Genomic DNA, 15,135 nt, shown 5'->3' with positions numbered 1-15,135 from the left:
TCGTCGGCTCGTTCGGGCGCGCGGCCCAGCCCGCGCCCAGCTCCGAGAACGTGGCCAGGGTCTCGGCGCCGCGCGCGACGAGCGCGTCCACACCCCTGACGATCCGGCGCGGCCCGGTCGCGCCCGGCGCGCCGTACCAGGCGTCCGCCGGCAGCGGCGTGGGCGGCGGACCGGTCCTGACGGCCTCCAGGACCCGCATGAAGGCGCCGGTACGCTCCGGCGGCACCAGAAGGTCCGCGTCCCCGCGCAGATGCGCGATCAGATTCTCCAGCAGGTCCGTGCGCCCGTACCCGGTCTCCTCCGGCTCCCGTCCCGCGCGTTCCAGCCGTATCCGGTCCTGCTTGTACCAGAAGGTCGCGCGGCCGGCGGCGGCGTGGACCACGATGTACGGCTCGGCGTTCCGCTCCGCGCACAGGGTGACGGCGACGGTGATCCGGGTGTCCGCGGCCGTCGTCAGCCGCAGACAGCTCGTGTCGTCGGCCTCGATGTCGTTGGCCCGGAACTGCTCCAGTTCGATCCCGGCGACGGACCCGGCCAGGTCGCTGCCGTCGATACGCAGGGCTGTCGCGACCGCGTGCGCCAGTGGGTTGGTGAGCACCCCGTCCACGACGTCCCGGCCGTCCAGCGTGCGGCGCCCGGCCCACGGGACACGGCGGTAATAGGCCTCGTCGCGTACCCACGCGCCCGCCGCGCCGATCCCGCGCGGCTCGCCGATCGCGCCGCCGCGCACCAACTCACCCATCGCGCCCAGGGCATGGGAGCCGAGCGACTGGAACCCGATCTGGCAGACCGTGCCGTGCTCCGCCAGCCCGGCGAGCAGCCGCTCGTACTCCGCGTACGAGGCGGTGGTCGGCTTCTCCAGGAGGGTGTGCACACCCCGGGCGGCGGCGGTGAGCGCGAGATCCGTGTGCGTGTGGATGGGGGTGCAGATGACGGCCACCGCCGCACCCGTACGGTCCAGCAGTTCCCCGAAGTCGGCGGACTGCGCGGGGGCGTCGAAGCCGGCCAGCTCGTCCGGGGCCAGCGGGGTCAGCTCGCAGACGCCCACGAGCCGTACCAGGCCCGCCTGTTGGAGCCGGTGGATGTTGCGCAGATGCGAGCGGCCGTGACCACGGGCCCCCGCCAGCACCACGGGAAGGCTCATCCCTTCACCGCCCCCGCGCTGAAGCCGGTGATCAGCCACTTCTGTATGAAGGCGAAGACGATGACCACCGGCACGGCGGAGATCACACCGCCCGCCGCCAGCGCGCCGAAGTCGACACTGTCCGCCCCGATCAGGGTGGAGAGACCGACCGGGATCGTCTGCTTGTCCTGGTCCATCAGGAACATCAGGGCGAAGAGGAAGTGGTTCCAGCTGTGTACGAAGGCGAAGGAGCCGACGGCGATCAGTCCGGGCCGCAGCATCGGCAGCACGACGATACGGAACGCCTGGAGCCGGGAACAGCCGTCGACCCAGGCCGCCTCCTCCAGGGAGTACGGCACGTTCTTGATGAAGCCGCTGATCAGGATGATGGAGAGCGGCAGTTGGAAGACGGTCTCCGCGATGACCACGCTCAGGGGTGAGTTGATGAGCGAGAGATTCTTGAAGATCTGGAAGAGCGGCACCAGCATCAGCGCGCCCGGGATGAACTGCGAGCACAGCAGCGCCAGCATGAAGCCCTGCTTGATCCGGAAGTTGAAGCGCGCCAGGGCGTAGCCGCCGGCCAGCGCGACCCCCGTCGTACAGATCAGGGTGAACACGCCGATGAGCGCGCTGTTCTGGAAGAAGACGGAGAAGCTGCGCTCGTTCCAGACCTTCTCGAAGTGGTCGAAGGTCATCGGCCAGGGCACCAGCGAGGTGGAGCCCGCGGGCCGCAGCGAGAACAGCACCATCCAGTAGAAGGGGACGAGGGTGAAGAGGAGATACAGCCCGAGCGGCAGATAGATCTGCCACCGGGGCACCTCGTCGAAGGCGCGCTCGCGCCGCTTCCTCCTTATGGAGGGTGGCTTACGGCTGCCGCCGGCGGGCACCGGGGGAGCGCCCTTCTCGGTCATGACCGCGGTCACTTGTGATCGCCTCCGAACTTGCTCAGGCGCAGATAGAGGATCGAGCAGAAGAGGAGGATCCCGAAGGCGACGGTCGTCAGCGCGGTGGCGTAGCCGAAGTCGTGCGCCTCGAACCCGGTGACCGCCACATACAGCGGGAGTGTGGTCGTCACTCCCGCCGGACCGCCCTCGGTGAGGGTCAGCAGCAGGTCGACGTTGTTGAACTCCCAGACGGCGCGCAGCAGCGTGGAGAGGATGATCGCGTCCCGCAGATGCGGCAGCGTGATGTGGAAGAACTGGCGGAACCTGCTCGCCCCGTCGACGGACGCCGCCTCGTACAGATCCCCGGGGATGGACTGGAGATCGGCGAGGATGAGGATCGCGAAGAACGGCACCCCGCGCCAGAGTTCGGCCAGCACGGCGGCCCAGAAAACGGTGCCGGTGTCGGAGAGCACGGACGAGCCGTAGGTGCCGATGCCCGCGTCGGCGAGATAACGGCCCACGCCCGTCGAGGGGTTGTAGAGCAGCAGCCAGATGGTGGTCGTCAGGACACCGGAGACCGCCCAGGGCGAGAAGACCAGCGCACGGGCGGCGGCGCGGCCCACGAACGTCTGGTTGACGAGGAGCGCGAGGATCAGTCCGAGGGCGAGCTGGAGCGTGACCTCGGTGAAGACCCACTTGCCGGAGAAGACGAGACTGTCCCAGAACAGCGGGTCCTCGGTGAAGATCCGCTTGAAGTTGTCGAGACCCGCGAATCCGTTCCGCCAGGGCTTGGTGGCGTTGTAGTTCTGGAGGCTGTAGTAGAAGACGCTGAGCATCGGGTACGCGATGAAGCCCACCATCAGCAGTACGGCGGGGGCGATCAGCAGATACGGGAGCCGGCGTGGTGAGAGCCCCGTGCCTTTTCTGCGGGACCCCGGCTTCTTCGGAGCCCCTGGTGGGGCGCCTGACGAGTCCTGCGCCACAGCTGAGGCCATGACCGGTTCTCCGTTCCTTCGGTGAAGTGTGTTCCTGCCGTGCCGACGCGCGTGTCAGCCCACGTACGGATCGGGTACGTCTCCGGGCCGGGCCAGGAAGGTGAAGTCGCAGCCGGTGTCGGCCTGGGTGATCTGGTCCTGGTAGAGGGCGCCGTAACCGCGCTGGTAGCGGGCGGGCGGTGGGGTCCAGTCGGCCCGGCGCCTCGCCAACTCCTCGTCGTCCACGTGGAGATGGAGGGTGCGCGCCTCCACGTCGAGGGTGATGAGGTCGCCGGAGCGGACGAGGGCGAGCGGGCCGCCGACGTACGACTCGGGCGCGATGTGCAGCACGCACGCGCCGTAACTCGTGCCGCTCATCCGGGCGTCGGAGAGCCGGACCATGTCCCGTACGCCCTGCTTGAGCAGGTGGTCGGGGATCGGGAGCATGCCGTACTCGGGCATCCCGGGGCCGCCCTTGGGTCCGGAGCCCCGCAGGACCAGCACATGGTCCGGGGTGAGGCCGAGTGCGGGGTCGTTGATGGTGCTCTGGAGCTGCCGGTAGTCGTCGAAGACGACGGCGGGTCCGGTGTGGCGCAGCAGACGGGGTTCGGCGGCGATGTGCTTGATGACGGCGCCGTCCGGGCAGAGGTTGCCGTGCAGCACGGCGACGCCGCCCTCGTCGGCGAGGGGGTTGTCGCGTGTCCGGATGACGTCGTCGTTGTGGACGAGGGCGCCGTGGAGCTGTTCGCGCAGGGTGTCGTGCGAGACGGTCGGGCGGTCCAGATGCAGGACGTCGGTGAGCCGGGACAGGAAGCCGGGCAGCCCGCCGGCGAAGTGGAAGTCCTCCATCAAGTACGCGCCGCCGGGACGGAGGTTGGCGAGCACCGGGACGGTACGGGCGACGCGGTCGAAGTCGTCCAGGGTGAGCGTGACGCCGGAGCGGCCGGCCATCGCGATCAGATGGATGACGGCGTTGGTGGAGCCGCCGAGGGCGAGGACGGTGGCGACGGCGTCCTCGTAGGCGTCGGCGGTGAGGATCTTCGAGAGCGTGAGACCGCGCCGTACGAGGTCCACGATCCGCCGTCCGGACTCGGCGGCCATCCGTTCGTGTCCGGAGTCGACGGCCGGGATCGAGGAGGCGCCGGGGACCGTGACGCCCAGCGCCTCGGCGGCGGCGGTCAGGGTCGACGCGGTGCCCATGGTCATGCAGTGGCCGGGGGAGCGGGCGAGGCCGTTCTCCAGCTCGGCCAGCTCGCAGTCGCCGATGAGCCCGGCGCGCTTGTCGTCCCAGTACTTCCACATGTCGGTGCCGGAGCCGAGGACTTCGTTCCGCCAGTGCCCGGGGAGCATCGGCCCGGCCGGCAGGAAGACCGCCGGCAGGTCCACCGACGCGGCGCCCATCAGCAGCGCCGGTGTCGTCTTGTCGCAGCCGCCCATCAGGACGGCGCCGTCCACGGGGTAGGAGCGGAGCAGTTCCTCGGTCTCCATCGCGAGCATGTTGCGGTAGAGCATCGGGGTCGGCTTCTGGAATGTCTCGGAGAGCGTGGACACCGGGAATTCCAGCGGGAATCCGCCCGCCTGCCAGACACCGCGCTTGACGGCCTGGGCGCGTTCGCGCAGATGGACATGGCAGGGGTTGATGTCGGACCAGGTGTTGAGGATCGCGATGACGGGCTTGCCGAGATGTTCCTCGGGGAGATAGCCGAGCTGGCGGGTGCGGGCCCGGTGGCTGAAGGAGCGCAGCCCGTCCGTGCCGTACCACTGGTGACTGCGGAGATCCTCGGGGGCGATCGTGCCGGGGGTGGTGGCGTCGGACGTGGTCGCTTCTGGAGCGATTGCTTCGGGTGCGGTCGCGTCGGGCGTGGTCGCGTCGGGTGTCGTCATGTCGGCCACCCCGCTATCAGGGCGGCGACCTCGGCGCGTACCGGCTCGGGCAGCACCCGGCTCGGCGGGCGTACGTCGCGACGGCAGAGCCCCAGCGCCGCCAGCGCCTCCTTGACGACGGTCACGTTGTCGGCCGACCGCCGTGCCGCGCGCAGTTCCTCGAAGGGCCGGATCCGCTCGAAGACCTTCATCGCGGTGTCGTAGTCCGCGGCGCGCAGCGCCTCCAGCATGCCCAGCGACACGGCCGGGGCGACATTGACGAGCCCCGAGGTGAAGCCGGTGGCGCCGCCCGCGAAGTACGAGGGGGCGTACAGCTCGGCGAGTCCCGCGACCCAGACGAACCGCTCCAGCCCCGCGTCCCGCGCGAAGGCCGCGAAGTGCGCGGCGTCCGGTACGGCGTACTTCGCGCCGATCACGTTGGGGCACAGCCGCCCCAGCTCCGCGAGGCTCTCGCCGCGCAGCCGCGGATCGCGGATGTACGGGACGACGCCCAACTCGGGGACGGCCTCGGCGATGGCGCGGTGGTAGTCGATCCAGCCGTCCTCGGAGACGTACGGATGCACCGGCTGATGGACCATCACCATCGCGGCGCCGGCCCTTCGGGCGTGCTCGGCGGCGGCCACGGCGGTCGGCACCTCCAGGCCGACGCCCACCACGACGACGGCCTGTCCGGCGGTCTCCTCGATGGTCAGCTCGGTGACCGCGCGGCGCTCGTCGGGGCTGAGGGCGTAGTACTCACCGGTGTTGCCGTTCGGCGTGAGCGTGCGCACCCCGCCGTCGATCAGCCGGCGCAGCAGGACCCGATGAGCCTTGGTGTCGATGGTCCCGTCGGCGGCGAACGGCGTGACGGGGATCGCCACGACATCGGCGAGGGCGTCCCGCGCCGCGTCGAGACCGGGGCCGGTCGTACCGCTGGTCATAGCTGCTCTCCCTCGGGGAACGCCCGCCGTACGAACGAGGCGATGTGGTCGTGCAGGGCGAGTGCGGCGCCGGCGGCGTCACCCGCCAGCGCGAGGCGCAGGATCTCCCGGTGCTCGTCGGCCTCCCGCGCCCAGGAGGGGTCGGCGGCCCAGGCGACGGTCGAGACGAGCGCGGCCTGGTCGCGTACCTCGTCGAGCATCCGGGTCAGCAGCGGGTTGCCGCAGGAGAGATACAGCTCGCGGTGGAACGCCCGGTTGGCCAGGGACCGTTCGGCCTGGTCCACCGCCTCGTCGGCCCTGAGCAGGGCGTCGCGGGCGGCGTCCAGCGAGGCGTGCCGGGCGAGGGAGCGCCGCAGCGCCTCCGGTTCCAGCAACAGCCGTACGTCGTAGACCTCGTGGGCCATGGCCGCGTCGACGGTGCGCACGGTGACGCCCTTGAACTGGCTCATCACGACGAGGCCGGTACCGGCGAGGGTCTTGAGCGCTTCTCGTACCGGAGTTTTCGACACCCCGAAACGCGCGGCCAGTTCGGTCTCGACCAGGGCCTGACCGGGGCTGAGACCACCGGTCAGGATGCCGTGTTTGATCGCTTCCAGAACGAACTGGGTGCGGGAGGGAATCGGACTCGGAGCGAAGGCCATGGGCGCTCTCACATCTCGCGTATCGCGTCTCATATATGACGTACGAAGTACGACGCGATGAAGTTAGGACCGGGCATCTGTTACGTCAATGCTTCGCGCAGAAGTTCTTCCGGCAGAGGTGAACGCCGTGTAAATCCATCGAGTGGGGTTAGTCAAGACGTTGGACGGCCTGAACGCCGGTGCGGTGGCGGGGTATTGAGGCGAGGGGCGGTCTCGGCATGGCGCGTGTGCAGGGGTTCAGGGTGATTCGACCCGTGCGCGGTCCCGTCGTGACGTGATGGTCGACGGGCCGCTTCTTTTCCGGAGTTCGTCCAGCATATTGACAAACTTCCGTGCTGGTTCATACGTTCACATGGCAGCCGGTCCAGCACCGTCCGAGCCGGGGTATGACCTCGACGCCGACCCTGTTGGCCGATCTCACCCGACCCCGACCGCCGCACCCGCCGTGCGGCGCCGATGGGAGCGTGCAACCACCTTGACCAGCGACAACAGGCGAGCACTCGTCGTCCGCGGCGGTTGGGACGGGCATCAGCCCGTGACGATCAGCGACGCGTTCGTCCCCTTCCTCGAGGAGCGGGGATTCACCGTCGAGACCTCCGAGGACCTCGCGGTGTACGACGACACGGAGCGCCTGGCCGCCACCGACCTGATCGTGCAGTGCTGGACCATGGGGACCATCACCCGTGAGCGGAGTGCCAATCTCGCCGCCGCGGTACGCGCCGGCACCGGCCTGGCCGGCTGGCACGGCGGCATCGTCGACTGCTTCCACGATCACGGCTACCACCTGCTGACCGGCGGCAAGTTCATCATGCACCCGCCCGGTTTCCACGATCACACGGTGCGGCTGGTGCCCGAGCGCGCCGACCACCCCGTCATCGCGGGGCTCGACGACTTCGCCGTACACACCGAGCAGTACTGGATGTTCACCGACCCGCGTGTGGACGTCCTCGCCACCACCACCTTCGCGGCCGACAAGCTCCCGGAGGAACTGCGGGACGGCGGGCCCACGGTGATGCCCGCCGTGTGGACCAGGACCTGGGGCGCGGGGCGGGTGTTCGTCTCGACCATCGGGCACAAGCCCGACGACTTCGACGTGCCGGAAGTCCGCACGCTGACCGAGAGGGGGCTGCTGTGGGCGAGCCGCTGAAGCCGCTGAACATCGGCATCGTGGGCGCGGGAAAGATCAGCGGCGCCTATCTCTCCACCCTGGAGCGGCTGACGTCCGTACGGCTGACCGCCGTCACCGACCTCGACCCGAGCCGCGCGCGAGCCGTCGCGGACCAGGCGCCGGCCGGGGGAGAGGTGGCCGTGGTGCCGTCCGTGGCCGCCCTGGTGGCCAGGGACGACGTGGACGCCGTACTCAACCTCACGATCCCGGCCGCCCACGCGGACGTCGCGCTGGCGGCGCTCCGCGCGGGCAAGCACGTGTACGGGGAGAAGCCCCTCGCGGCCGACCGCGCGGAGGCCGAAGCCGTGCTGGCCGCGGCCCGCGCGGCCGGACTGCGGGTCGGCTGCGCGCCCGACACCGTCCTCGGCACCGGCACCCAGACCGCCCGCAAGGCGGTGGACGACGGTCTGATCGGCAGGCCCGTCGCGGCCACCGCCTTCATGACCGGAGCGGGCCACGAGCGGTGGCACCCGGACCCGGAGTTCTACTACCGGCCGGGCGGCGGGCCGTTGCTCGACATGGGGCCGTACTACCTCTCGGCCCTGGTCCATCTCCTGGGCCCGGTGGTCAAGGTGACCGGGGCGTCCTCGCGGCCCCGTACGGAGCGGACCATCGGTAGCGGTCCCCGGGCGGGGCAGACCTTCCCCGTGGAGGTGGACACGCATATCACCGGTGTCCTGGAGCACGCCGGGGGCGCCCTGTCCACGCTGGTCATGAGCTTCGACGTGCGGGCGGCGCGGCTGCCGCGCATCGAGGTGCACGGCACCGACGCGTCGCTGTCGGTGCCCGACCCCAACAACTTCGAGGGCGCCGTGGAGATCCACCGCGGTGACGGCTGGGAGACGCTGCCGGTCTCCGCCGGTTACCCGGACGCCGGGCGGGGCGCCGGCCTCGCCGATCTGGCCGAGGCGCTGTCCGAAGGGCGTCCGCACCGGGCGTCGGCCGAACTCGCCGCGCATGTCCTCGACACCATGCTCACCCTCATGGAGGCCGCGGACCAGGGCCGCGCGCTCCCGGTGACAAGCACCTGCGAGCGCCCCGCGCCGGTGACCGGACCGGCCACCGACCGGGCCGCGACACCGCCCGGGTCCTGACACGGCCAGACCCTCGCACGGCGCCGCCCGGGTCCTGAAACCGGCCAGGCCTTCACACCGGCCGTCCCCCGGCACCGCTCCGGCCCGATCACCGACCGGCGCCCGGCCCGACCGGCCGCGCCGTTCGCCCCACCTCGACTGCCCGCACCCGCTCGCAGCAACAGGAGACCCCGTTCATGCATGACGACCGGAAGCTGGTCGAAGCACGTCTGGAACGCGTCCTCAGGGAACGCATCCGGCCGGCCGTCCACCCCGTCTCGACCCCCCTGTCCGTGGAGATCTGGTCCACGGCGGGCGAACCCGTCCCCGTGGCCGAGGGGCTGGCGGCACCGACCACGCCCATCGCCCCCGGCACGCCGTGGGGCATGCCGTGGGGCACCAGCTGGTTCACGGTCACCGGCACCGTGCCGGCCGAGTGGGCGGGCCGTACCGTCGAGGCCGTACTCGACCTCGGATTCACCCCCCGCACCCCGGGCTTCCAGTGCGAGGGCCTCGTCTACCGGCCCGACGGCACCCCGGTCAAGGGGCTCCACCCGCGTAACTCCTACGTACGCGTCGGCTCACCGGTCGCCGGCGGGGAGCAGGTCCACTGGCGGATCGAGGCCGCATCCAACCCCGACCTCGACGCGAGCGGGGTGCCCTTCCAGCCGACGCCGATGGGCGACCGGGCGACCGCCGGTGAAGCGCCCCAGTACGTGCTCGGCGAACTGCGGCTGGCCGTCTTCGACGAGACCGTGTGGAACCTGGTCATGGACCTGGAGGTCCTCGGCGAGCTGATGGCGGAACTGCCTGTCGACGGGGCGCGCCGCTGGGAGATCCTGCGCGCGGTCGGCCGCGCCCTGGACGCCGTCGACCTCCAGGACGTGAACGGCACGGCACCGGCGGCACGCGACGAACTCGCCGCTGTGCTCGCCGCGCCCGCCGTCCCCGCCGCGCACCGCATCAGCGCCGTCGGGCACGCCCACATCGACTCCGCGTGGCTGTGGCCGCTGCGCGAGACCGTCCGCAAGGTGGCCCGTACGGCGTCGAACATGACGGCCCTGCTGGACGACGACCCGGACTTCGTCTTCGCCATGTCGCAGGCCCAGCAGTACGCCTGGATCAAGGAGCACCGGCCCGAGGTCTACGCCCGGGTCAAGAAGGCCGTCGCGGACGGCAGGTTCGTCCCCACCGGCGGGATGTGGGTGGAGTCCGACACCAACATGCCGGGATCCGAGGCGATGGCCCGTCAGTTCGTGCACGGCAAACGCTTCTTCATCGAAGAGTTCGGCATCGAGAACGACGAGGCGTGGCTGCCGGACACCTTCGGCTTCGCCGCAGGCCTGCCGCAGATCATCAAGGCGGCGGGCGCCACGCGGCTGCTCACCCAGAAGATCTCGTGGAGCCGGACCAACACCTTCCCGCACCACACCTTCTCCTGGGAGGGCATCGACGGCACCCGGATCTTCACCCACTTCCCGCCCGTCGACTCGTACAACTGCGAGATGACGGGCCGTCAGATCGCGCACGCGGCGCGGAACTTCAAGGAGAAGGGCGCCGCCACCCGCTCCCTCGCGCCGACCGGTTACGGGGACGGCGGAGGCGGCACCACGCGCGAGATGGTCGCCAAGGCCGCCCGTATGCGCAGCCTGGAGGGCGCGGCCACCGTCGAGTGGGAGACCCCGGCCGCCTTCTTCGCCAAGGCCGAGGCCGAGTATCCCGACCCGCCCGTGTGGGTCGGCGAGTTGTACCTCGAACTGCACCGCGCCACGCTCACCAGCCAGGCGGGCACCAAGCGCGGCAACCGGCGCGCCGAGTCGCTGCTGGGCGAGGCCGAGCTGTGGGCCGCCACGGCTGCGGCGCGCACCGATATGCCTTACCCGTACGAGGAGTTGGACCGGATCTGGAAGACGGTGCTGCTGCATCAGTTCCATGACATCCTGCCCGGCTCCTCCATCGCCTGGGTGCACCGCGAGGCACGCGCGACGTACGCGCGCGTCGCCGAGGAGCTGGAGGCCATCATCGCGGGCGCGCAGCGCGCACTCGCCGGTGACAGCTCCGGCGGCGCCGAGCTGGTGTTCAACTCGGCTCCGCACGAGCGCGGTTCGGCCCCCGCCGGAGGTGCGGCGGCCCGGCGCCCCGACAGCGGCGCGGTGATCCCCGTCCCGCGCGAGGGCGGCGGCTACCTCCTCGACAACGGCCTGCTGCGGGTCGAGATCGACGCGCGGGGCCTTGTGGTCTCCGCGTACGACCGGGTCGCGGACCGGGAGGCGATAGCGCCCGGTCAGGCGGGCAACCTGCTCCAGCTCCACCCCGACTTCCCCAACCAGTGGGACGCGTGGGACGTCGACGCCTTCTACCGCAACGTCGGCAGCGACCTCACCGAGGTGGCCGAGCTGCGGATCGACGGCACGTCGGTGCGCGTCGAGCGGGCCTTCGGAGCGTCCCGGGTCACCCAGCTGCTGTCCGTACCGGCGGACGCCAAGCGGCTCGACATCGACACCGAGGTGGACTGGCACGAGAGGGAACGCTTCCTGAAGCTGGCCTTCCCGCTGGACGTGAAGGCCGACCGGTACGCCTCCGAGACCCAGTTCGGCCATGTGTACCGGCCCACCCACCAGAACACGAGCTGGGAGTGGGCCAAGTTCGAGGCGTGCAACCACCGGTTCGTGCATGTCGACGAACCGGGCTGGGGCGTCGCCGTCGTCAACGACGCGACCTACGGCCACGACGTGACCCGCGCGGTACGGACCGGAGCCGACGCGGGCACGACGACCACCGTGCGCGCCTCCCTGCTCCGCGCCCCCCGCTACCCCGACCCCGAGACCGACCAGGGCCTTCACCGGTTCCGGCACGCGCTCGCGCCGGGCGCGACGATCGGCGACGCCGTCCGCGAGGGCCACCGGGTCAATCTGCCTGAGCGCCGCGTCACCGGATCCGCCGCCGAGGTCGCTCCGCTGGTGAGCGTCGACAACGACACCGTCGTGGTCAGCGCGGTGAAGCTGGCCGACGACCGCGGCGGCGACCTGGTGGTACGTCTCTACGAGGCACACGGCGGCCGGGCCCGCGCCACCGTCCGCGTCGACGGCTTCGCCACCGGCCGGGCCGTCCTGACGGATCTGCTCGAACGCCCGCTCGCGGACGCCGGACCGGTCACGGCTGCCGACGGCGGGGTCGTACTGGCCCTGCGCCCCTTCCAGATGGTGACCCTGCGCCTGCCGCGCGCCTGACGGGGGGCCGCCCGGGACGGCGGCCGACCAGAGCGCGTATCCGTGACCGACACCCACCCGGCGAAAGCCCCACAGCGACCCGCCCGCAGCGAGAGAGGCCCCCCGCATGACAGCCCGAGCCGCACCCCCCGAACCGCCCGAGCCCCCCGATCGCCCGACGGCGGTCTGCGTCATGGATCCCGGTACCGCCGCGCTCGTACTCCCCGAGGACGTACGCGCCCGGCTCGCCACCCTCGTACGACTCGACCCCGCCCCTGTCGGTGTCGATCTCCGGGCCGCCCTCGCCGACGCGGAGATCCTGGTCAGCGGCTGGGGCTGCCCCCGGCTGACGGCCGAGGTGCTGGCGGAGGCACCCCGGCTGCGCGCCGTGATGCACGCCGCCGGCACCGTCAAGCCGCTCGTCAGCGAGGCCGTCTGGGAGCGTGGGATCGTCGTGTCGTCGGCGGCCGACGCCAACGCGGGCCCCGTCGCCTCCTGCACGGTCGCCCTCATCACGCTCGCCGCGCGCCGCACGCTCACCATGGCCGCCGGTTACGCCGCCGGATGGCCCGACTTCGCCGATCGTTCGGGCGCCGACGGGCTCACCGTCGGGATCATCGGCGCCTCGCGTATCGGACGCCGGGTGATCGCCGAACTGGCCAGGTCCGACGCGGGTTTCCGGGTGCTGCTGAGTGATCCGTACATCACGGACGACGAAGCGCGCCGACTGGGCGCCGAACGGGTCGAACTCTCCGATCTGTGCCGGCGGTCGGCGGTGGTCAGCGTCCATGCCCCGCTGCTGCCGCAGACCACGGGGCTGCTCGACGCGGCGGCGCTCGCGCTCATCCCCGACGGAGGCGCGCTCGTCAACACCGCACGAGGGGCCATCGTCGATACGGACGCCCTGACGGCCGAGTGCGCCTCCGGCCGGCTGGAGGCGTATCTCGATGTGACGGACCCCGAACCGCTGCCGCCCGGCCATTCGCTGCTGTCCCTGCCGAATGTGCTGGTCACACCGCACATAGCCGGCGCACAGGGAAGCGAAGTACGAAGGCTCGGCCAGTACGCGGTCGCCGAGGTCGCCCGGTGGGTGGCCGGGGAGCCGCTGCTCGGCGAGGTCACCCGTGAAGCGCTGCCGCGCCTCGCCTGACGGGCGGCGCGAGCCCGTACGCCTGAGCGGGGAGCCCGCACTCCGAACCAGAGAGCCCGCACGCCTAAGCAGAGAACCCGTACGCCGAGACGGAGAAGGAGGCCGGACCGCCCATCGATCCACCGCATGACCTGCCAACCCCGGGAGTGGCCGAAGAAGCCCGCCTCCCGGTGAAAGGGCTCCACATCATGACAACGCTCGACCAACCCTCCGCCCGTCCCGCCGCGCAGGCCGGGCCGGCGGACAAGGGCTCACCGCGACGACCACGCACCCGGCGCCGCCGGGACATGGCCCTGTTCTGGTTCCTGATACCGGGCATCGTGGTCCTGCTCCTCTTCCACTACATCCCGCTGCTCGGCAATGTCATCGCCTTCCAGGACTACCAGCCGTACATCGGGATCCTGCACAGCCCGTGGAGCGGGCTCGCCAACTTCGACGTCATCTTCAACGGCGACCAGCAGTTCCTCCACGCACTGGTCAACACCCTCGAACTGACGCTGATCCAGGTCGTGTTCGTCTTCCCCGCGCCGATCCTGCTGGCGCTGGCGCTGAACAGCCTGGTCAGCGAGCGCGTCAAGAAGTGGGTGCAGAACGTCCTGTATCTGCCGCACTTCCTGTCCTGGGTGGTCGTCGTCTCCCTCTTCCAGCAGATGCTGGGCAACGACGGCATGCTCAATCTGTTCCTCAGCGCTCACGACATGGGCAGCTGGAGCATCATCGGCAACCCCGAGACGTTCAAGGCGCTGCTGACCTCCCAGGTCATCTGGAAGGACACCGGCTGGGGCACGATCCTCTTCCTGGCGGCCCTGTCCCGCGTCGACCACAACCTCTACGAGGCCGCCGCCATGGACGGCGCCAGCCGCTGGCGGCAGACCTGGCACGTCACCCTGCCCGCCCTGCGCGGCCTGGTGATCCTGCTGCTCATCCTGCGCCTCGGCGACGCCCTGTCCGTCGGCTTCGAACAGATCCTGCTCCAGCAGCAGGGTGTCGGGCTGGAGAACAGCGAAGTCATGGACACCTATGTGTTCAACCACGGTCTCATCGGCGGGGACTGGGGTGTGAGCGCCGCCGTCGGGCTCGTCAAGGGCATCGTCGGAGTCGCGCTGGTCCTGGGCGCCAACAAGATCGCCCATCTGTTCGGCGAGGAAGGCGTGTACCGCTCATGACAACGATGTCTCCCACGCATCCCGGACGCCCCAAGGCGCGCAAGGTCTACAGCGCCATCCCCGGGGAGACCCCCGGTTCCCTGCCCTGGCGCACCCTGAAGTCGCTGATCCTGCTGGTGTGCGTGATCGCGGTCGTCCTGCCCTTCGTCGCGATCATCGCGACGTCGCTGGCCGATGCCGAGCAGGTCACCAAGGCCGGCGGCTACGTGCTGTGGCCCGACGACATCACGTTCTCGTCCTACCAGGCCCTGCTCTCGGGCGGGTTGGTGTCCAAGGCCATGTTCGTCAGCGTCGGTGTCACCGTCGTCGGCACGGCGCTGAGCCTCATCAGCTCCATCATGCTGGCGTACGGACTCAGCCGGCCCGGCTCGTTCGGCCACAAGCCCGTACTCATGCTGCTGCTGATGTCCATGCTGTTCGCGCCGGGCATCATCCCCAGCTATCTGATGGTCAAGCAACTCGGCATGATCAACAGCTACTGGTCGCTGATCCTGCCGACCATGATCAACGCGTTCAACGTGATCGTGCTGCGTTCCTTCTTCATGAATCTGCCCAAGGAACTCATCGACGCGGCCCGGATCGACGGCGCCTCGGAACTGAAGATCCTGACGAAGATCGTGCTGCCCCTCTCCAAGGCGTCCGTCGCCGTCATCGGGCTCTTCTACGCGGTGACCTACTGGAACGCGTTCTTCAACGCCCTGCTGTACATCAACGACGCGGCGAAGTGGCCCATGCAGCTCGTACTGCGCTCCTACGTCGTCAACAACGCCGCGATCAGCGGCGGCCAGATCGATGTCGCCGCCGGCGCGCCGGTGCCGCCGGCCCAGTCGCTCCAGGCCGCGATCCTGGTGCTCTCGATCGTGCCCATCGTGATCGTCTACCCCTTCCTCCAGCGGCACATGAACAAGGGCGTAATGGTCGGAGCGGTGAAGGGATGAGGACT

The 15,135-nt window shown here is 70.4% G+C and carries 11 protein-coding genes and 1 pseudogene; 6 read left to right on the top strand and 6 right to left on the bottom strand.

What is annotated here, in order from left to right; all coding sequences use genetic code 11:
- Positions 1-4: 4 nt before the first annotated feature.
- The 6 genes and pseudogenes from ACFYNU_RS32470 to ACFYNU_RS32445 form a co-directional block, all read right to left on the bottom strand.
- A pseudogene (locus ACFYNU_RS32470) lies at positions 5-1,144 on the bottom strand (Gfo/Idh/MocA family protein); the annotation flags it as partial.
- On the bottom strand, positions 1,141-2,034 hold the full coding sequence (locus tag ACFYNU_RS32465; protein WP_356593366.1) for a carbohydrate ABC transporter permease: 894 nt from the start codon (positions 2,032-2,034) through the stop codon (positions 1,141-1,143). The pseudogene ACFYNU_RS32470 and the gene ACFYNU_RS32465, both read right to left, overlap by 4 nt.
- 8 nt (positions 2,035-2,042) lie before the next feature.
- The gene (locus tag ACFYNU_RS32460) at positions 2,043-2,990 is read right to left on the bottom strand and encodes a carbohydrate ABC transporter permease (RefSeq protein WP_388768119.1); all 948 of its coding nucleotides are present in this window, start codon (positions 2,988-2,990) and stop codon (positions 2,043-2,045) included.
- A 66-nt stretch (positions 2,991-3,056) separates the two neighbouring features.
- A complete protein-coding gene (araD, locus tag ACFYNU_RS32455) occupies positions 3,057-4,865 on the bottom strand; it encodes an L-arabinonate dehydratase (protein ID WP_356593287.1) in 1,809 nt (602 codons plus the stop codon).
- Complete coding sequence (locus ACFYNU_RS32450; RefSeq protein ID WP_356593285.1) at positions 4,862-5,785, bottom strand: dihydrodipicolinate synthase family protein; 924 nt, start codon at positions 5,783-5,785, stop codon at positions 4,862-4,864. Before ACFYNU_RS32450 ends, araD begins: the two co-directional genes overlap by 4 nt.
- Positions 5,782-6,426, bottom strand: coding sequence for a GntR family transcriptional regulator (locus ACFYNU_RS32445; protein WP_356593283.1), 645 nt, complete (start codon positions 6,424-6,426; stop codon positions 5,782-5,784). Before ACFYNU_RS32445 ends, ACFYNU_RS32450 begins: the two co-directional genes overlap by 4 nt.
- 475 nt (positions 6,427-6,901) lie before the next feature.
- On the opposite strand from ACFYNU_RS32445, the gene ACFYNU_RS32440 reads away from it, so the two are divergent.
- The 6 genes from ACFYNU_RS32440 (at position 6,902) to ACFYNU_RS32415 (ending at position 15,130) form a co-directional block, all read left to right on the top strand.
- A complete protein-coding gene (locus ACFYNU_RS32440; protein ID WP_356593281.1) occupies positions 6,902-7,573 on the top strand; it encodes a ThuA domain-containing protein in 672 nt (223 codons plus the stop codon).
- The gene (locus tag ACFYNU_RS32435) at positions 7,558-8,688 is read left to right on the top strand and encodes a Gfo/Idh/MocA family oxidoreductase (protein WP_356593279.1); all 1,131 of its coding nucleotides are present in this window, start codon (positions 7,558-7,560) and stop codon (positions 8,686-8,688) included. The genes ACFYNU_RS32440 and ACFYNU_RS32435 overlap by 16 nt, the downstream gene beginning before the upstream one ends.
- Positions 8,689-8,864: 176 nt before the next feature.
- Positions 8,865-11,897: a glycoside hydrolase family 38 C-terminal domain-containing protein gene (locus ACFYNU_RS32430; RefSeq protein WP_356593277.1), complete on the top strand. Its 3,033-nt coding sequence runs from the start codon at positions 8,865-8,867 to the stop codon at positions 11,895-11,897.
- Between the two features lie 172 nt (positions 11,898-12,069).
- Positions 12,070-13,026, top strand: coding sequence for a hydroxyacid dehydrogenase (locus ACFYNU_RS32425; RefSeq protein ID WP_356593275.1), 957 nt, complete (start codon positions 12,070-12,072; stop codon positions 13,024-13,026).
- 188 nt (positions 13,027-13,214) lie between these two features.
- The gene (locus tag ACFYNU_RS32420; RefSeq protein WP_356593273.1) at positions 13,215-14,192 is read left to right on the top strand and encodes an ABC transporter permease subunit; all 978 of its coding nucleotides are present in this window, start codon (positions 13,215-13,217) and stop codon (positions 14,190-14,192) included.
- On the top strand, positions 14,189-15,130 hold the full coding sequence (locus tag ACFYNU_RS32415; RefSeq protein WP_356593271.1) for a carbohydrate ABC transporter permease: 942 nt from the start codon (positions 14,189-14,191) through the stop codon (positions 15,128-15,130). The genes ACFYNU_RS32420 and ACFYNU_RS32415 overlap by 4 nt, the downstream gene beginning before the upstream one ends.
- The last annotated feature ends 5 nt before the right edge of the window (positions 15,131-15,135 follow it).

Origin of the sequence: Streptomyces sp. NPDC006643 (genome assembly GCF_042870175.1) — a bacterium.
Taxonomy (GTDB): Bacteria; Actinomycetota; Actinomycetes; order Streptomycetales; family Streptomycetaceae; genus Streptomyces.
Note: the sequence above shows the minus strand (reverse complement) of the source record. Positions and strands in the feature narration are given on the sequence as shown.

What these genes read in the sequence shown, in the direction of transcription:
- ACFYNU_RS32445 (WP_356593283.1), bottom strand. Translation starts at nt 6,426, where the DNA reads ATGGCCTTCGCTCCGAGTCCGATTCCCTCCCGCACCCAGTTCGTTCTG.
- ACFYNU_RS32450 (WP_356593285.1), bottom strand. Translation starts at nt 5,785, where the DNA reads ATGACCAGCGGTACGACCGGCCCCGGTCTCGACGCGGCGCGGGACGCC.
- ACFYNU_RS32430 (WP_356593277.1), top strand. Translation starts at nt 8,865, where the DNA reads ATGCATGACGACCGGAAGCTGGTCGAAGCACGTCTGGAACGCGTCCTC.
- ACFYNU_RS32415 (WP_356593271.1), top strand. Translation starts at nt 14,189, where the DNA reads ATGACAACGATGTCTCCCACGCATCCCGGACGCCCCAAGGCGCGCAAG.
- ACFYNU_RS32425 (WP_356593275.1), top strand. Translation starts at nt 12,070, where the DNA reads ATGGATCCCGGTACCGCCGCGCTCGTACTCCCCGAGGACGTACGCGCC.
- araD (WP_356593287.1), bottom strand. Translation starts at nt 4,865, where the DNA reads ATGACGACACCCGACGCGACCACGCCCGACGCGACCGCACCCGAAGCA.
- ACFYNU_RS32420 (WP_356593273.1), top strand. Translation starts at nt 13,215, where the DNA reads ATGACAACGCTCGACCAACCCTCCGCCCGTCCCGCCGCGCAGGCCGGG.
- ACFYNU_RS32465 (WP_356593366.1), bottom strand. Translation starts at nt 2,034, where the DNA reads ATGACCGAGAAGGGCGCTCCCCCGGTGCCCGCCGGCGGCAGCCGTAAG.